The organism is Boseongicola sp. (genome assembly GCF_057460485.1).
This window is the reverse complement of record NZ_JBVCWP010000409.1, coordinates 1-2778: the sequence shown is the minus strand read 5'-3', so window position 1 is coordinate 2778 and position 2778 is coordinate 1. Positions and strand designations below refer to the sequence as shown.

At 54.8% G+C, this 2778-nt stretch carries 2 protein-coding genes; both read right to left on the bottom strand.

Going from position 1 to position 2778, the window contains the following annotated elements:
• Nucleotides 1-258 precede the first annotated feature (258 nt).
• The gene (gene rsgA / locus AC221Y_RS22900; RefSeq protein WP_486708596.1) at nt 259-1323 is read right to left on the bottom strand and encodes a ribosome small subunit-dependent GTPase A; all 1065 of its coding nucleotides are present in this window, start codon (nt 1321-1323) and stop codon (nt 259-261) included.
• Nucleotides 1324-1748: 425 nt separating this feature from the next.
• Nucleotides 1749-2636, bottom strand: a complete 888-nt coding sequence (locus AC221Y_RS22895) for a LysR family transcriptional regulator (RefSeq protein ID WP_486708595.1) — start codon at nt 2634-2636, stop codon at nt 1749-1751.
• Nucleotides 2637-2778: the final 142 nt, after the last annotated feature.

Here is a 2778-nt window from a genome sequence, read left to right as displayed (position 1 = left end):
TTTTTGAATGGGTTAAGTGGTAGGCCGTTACCTCTTGCGGGCCCGGTTCCACTTTGCGAAGAGGTCCTCGGTTCCAATCGGGTCACCAGAATGTTGCAGAAATAGTCGTGATAAATGAGTAGTTGGGGCAGATTTTTGACCTGAAACTCCGCCGCATTTCAAAGTCATCATAAGCCGCCAGTCTCGTGCTTGCTTTGGCACAGCCGATTCTAAGTTGCATCAGAACGAACGTCTGCTTCGATTTGAACGATGGGGGCGTCAAGAACCTTTTGACTTCGTTACAACCTTAATCATCTTGCCGAAGGCGCGGTTGTTTGCCCTTCTTTCGGCGAGGCTTGCAGAATTACGGGCCTCTTCAGCAACAAGCTTTTTCCAGCGCTTCACGCGGCCCGGATCAATCTCTCCATCCTCTATTGCGGCGCTTATAGCGCATCCGGGTTCTGTCTCGTGCTGGCAATCCCGGAAACGGCAGGACCCAGCCAATGCGGCGATGTCGGAAAATACTTCTTCGATGCCCGCCTGAACATCGGTCAGCTGCAACTCTCGCATTCCAGGCGTGTCGAGTAGCCATCCGCCTGTGCCAAGTCGGTGCATTTCGCGATGTGTCGTGGTATGCCGCCCCTTGGCGTCGTTTTCGCGAATGTGCTGCGTCTCGATAAGATCACCGGTCGAGAGTGTATTTATCAGAGTAGACTTGCCGACCCCAGAGGAGCCCACAAAGGCAACAGTCTGACCTCTGCCGCACCAAGGCAACAGGCGCGCCGCCTGCCCACTGTCGCGGGCATCCAAAACCTCGACGCTCAGATTGGCCATCAATCCAGACGCCGCGCGTTGGAACTCCTCTGGCGTATCGGTCTGATCAGCCTTGGTCAGAACGATAACCGGTGTAACATCCGCTTCGCGCGCGACTGCCAAATATCGCTCCAGCCGCGCTACGTTAAAGTCCTTGTTGCAAGAGGTGACTATAAACAGCGTGTCGATATTGGCTGCAATCAGTTGCGTTTTACGCCCTTCACCAGGAGCCCGCCGTTTGAATGCGCTTATTCGGTCCAGCACCCGGATGCCGTAATGACCGTCTTGATCCAGCAAGATCCAATCGCCCACTGTTGCTTGACCCAATCCATCATCTTCATCTTCGGAAAATGGTTTTATCGTGGTTTCTATACCATCGCCGGCGACCCGAAGGCTGTTGCGATGAACGGCCAACACCCGAACAGGTCGATATGACACCAAATCATTGGGCTCGAGTTGCTGCAGGAAAAAATGGCGCCAGCCCAGGTCGGCGAGGTTTGGCGGGTCTACCTCGGGAATCGGTACTTGCATGTGTGTATCTTATCCCAAATTCGTGTTGGGTGCGGTGATAAATAGCGGTCGGCAAGTGTTCTGCACACGAACTGTTAAAGGGTGACACTGAATAGACCAATGGTCTAGAGCGAAGCTGCTCATCATCGATCAAGCGCACTTCCCAATCCCCATTTTCAAATTTCGCGTCCTGCTCCAGCACACAGTCAATATAGCTGATCTCGACGCCGGTGACGCGTCCCACCGTGTCCGCGTCCGCCTGGGATTCTTCACCGGTTGCCTTGTCGACCAGTAAGTATTTCCGCATGGGAACTGCCCCTCTGAAATCCAAAAAAGACTTCAGAAAAACATGGCTGGAACCGGGGCACAATTATTGGCAGGAAGCTAGCTTGTGGATAGTGGGCGAATGTCCGCTTTGAGCCCAGTGCAGTCACGCGGCCGCCCCGCTACCAACCGAGCGAACGGTATCGTTTCGCCATCAACTTCACCAAGGCTCGAACGATCTTGCGCTGGTACGCCGCCGGAGAAATGACAAGCCAGACAGGAACAGACAGGCTGTCGGGTGCGTAGAAGCAGGAAGTCAGTTTCTCGGACCGGTCACCCAAGGGCCTGGGCAACGGCCCCAAGAGCTCGCCATTTCCAATTGTCGCGACCATTGACCCGAGATCAGAGCACTTGGCCGCCACCTGCTCCGGCCGGATCTGCTCCAGTAACCAGTTGTTGAGCGTATGGGGCACGTTCTGACCCTCAAACACTGCAAATTTATAGCCGCTCAATCGATCTTGCTCCGAAGGCAGCGGACCAGAGTAACTGCGGGAAGCGTAAATCCCCCCAGACAGAACGCCGAGCTTGCGGCAGATCAGATTATCTTCCTTGATTTGCGGGGTGATGCGCAGCGCGATGTCGCCTTCGCCGCCCATTAGGTCCAGAAACTGATTGGTTGGGGTAACTTCGACAGGTGTGTCGGGATGCGCATCCCTGAATTCGGTAATGACCTCGTATATCTCGTCCGACAGTGCCGCGATCGGTGCTGAAAACCGTATTATCCGGAATGCGTCGTTGGCAAGTTCTGCGGCAGTGGCCCCCAATGACCGCACCGCTGCCTCGACCTTTTCCGCATCTTTCACCAGTTTCCCGCCCTGGGGCGTAAGGTGGAAGCCCCGCGTGTCGCGTTCAAACAGGATCAGTCCGAGCTCCTGCTCGAACTCGTCGATCCTTCGGGCAACGGTTGGCTGTGCAACGCCAAGCTCTCGTGATGCCGACAATGTTGAGCCAGTACGGACGACGGCAAGAAAGACTCTGATATTCGACCAGTTGCTGGGCGCGCTCTTCATTTTTGTAGAACAGCACAATTTTTGGATGGATACCATCCTTTTTGACCGCCCCCTATGGTCGTGCTGAAACACCGACCTCGAGAGGATGACCTTATGAGCCTATTTACGTTTACCGGCACTCCAAGATTTCAGCCACTGGCGT

Bases quoted from the DNA above. Each gene is read 5' to 3' on its own strand.
- rsgA (WP_486708596.1), bottom strand. From the start codon at position 1,323: ATGCAAGTACCGATTCCCGAGGTAGACCCGCCAAACCTCGCCGACCTG.
- AC221Y_RS22895 (WP_486708595.1), bottom strand. From the start codon at position 2,636: ATGAAGAGCGCGCCCAGCAACTGGTCGAATATCAGAGTCTTTCTTGCC.